A 543-nucleotide genomic window follows, 5' to 3' on the forward strand; every position below is an offset into this window, starting at 1 on the left:
GCCTCCGCCTGAACAGGCGGAAGCGAAGGGCATCAGACTGCCTTTTCGACCTGACCGAACTCGAGCTCGACCGGGGTGGCGCGACCGAAAATCAACACCGAGACGCGCACACGGCTCTTCTCGTAGTTGACCTCTTCCACAACGCCATTGAAATCGTTGAACGGGCCTTCGGTGACACGGACCATCTGACCCGGCTCGAACAGCACCTTCGGACGCGGCTTTTCAACACCTTCCTGAACACGATCCAGGATGGCAGCAGCTTCTTCATCACGAATCGGCAACGGACGATCAGCGGTACCACCGATGAAACCCATGACCTTCGGGGTTTCCTTCACCAGATGCCAGCTTTCGTTGTCGATACGCGGAATGCCCGCCTCTTCGTGGGTCTCGATCTGGACCAGAACGTAGCCCGGGAAGAACTTGCGCTCGGAACGGCGCTTCTGGCCGGAGCGCATCTCGATCACTTCTTCCGTGGGGACCAGCACGTCGCCGAAAAGCTCCTGCATTTCGTCACGCACGATCCGGTCGCGCAATGCCTGCGCC

Annotated in this window: 1 protein-coding gene; it reads right to left on the minus strand. The window is 59.7% G+C overall.

The features are described from left to right. Window positions 1-32: 32 nt before the first annotated feature. On the minus strand, window positions 33-543 hold a 511-nt coding region (nusG, locus tag ABB26_RS18435), incomplete at its 5' end, for a transcription termination/antitermination protein NusG (protein ID WP_057636149.1).

Origin of the sequence: Stenotrophomonas humi (genome assembly GCF_001431415.1) — a bacterium.
Lineage (GTDB): Bacteria > Pseudomonadota > Gammaproteobacteria > Xanthomonadales > Xanthomonadaceae > Stenotrophomonas > Stenotrophomonas humi.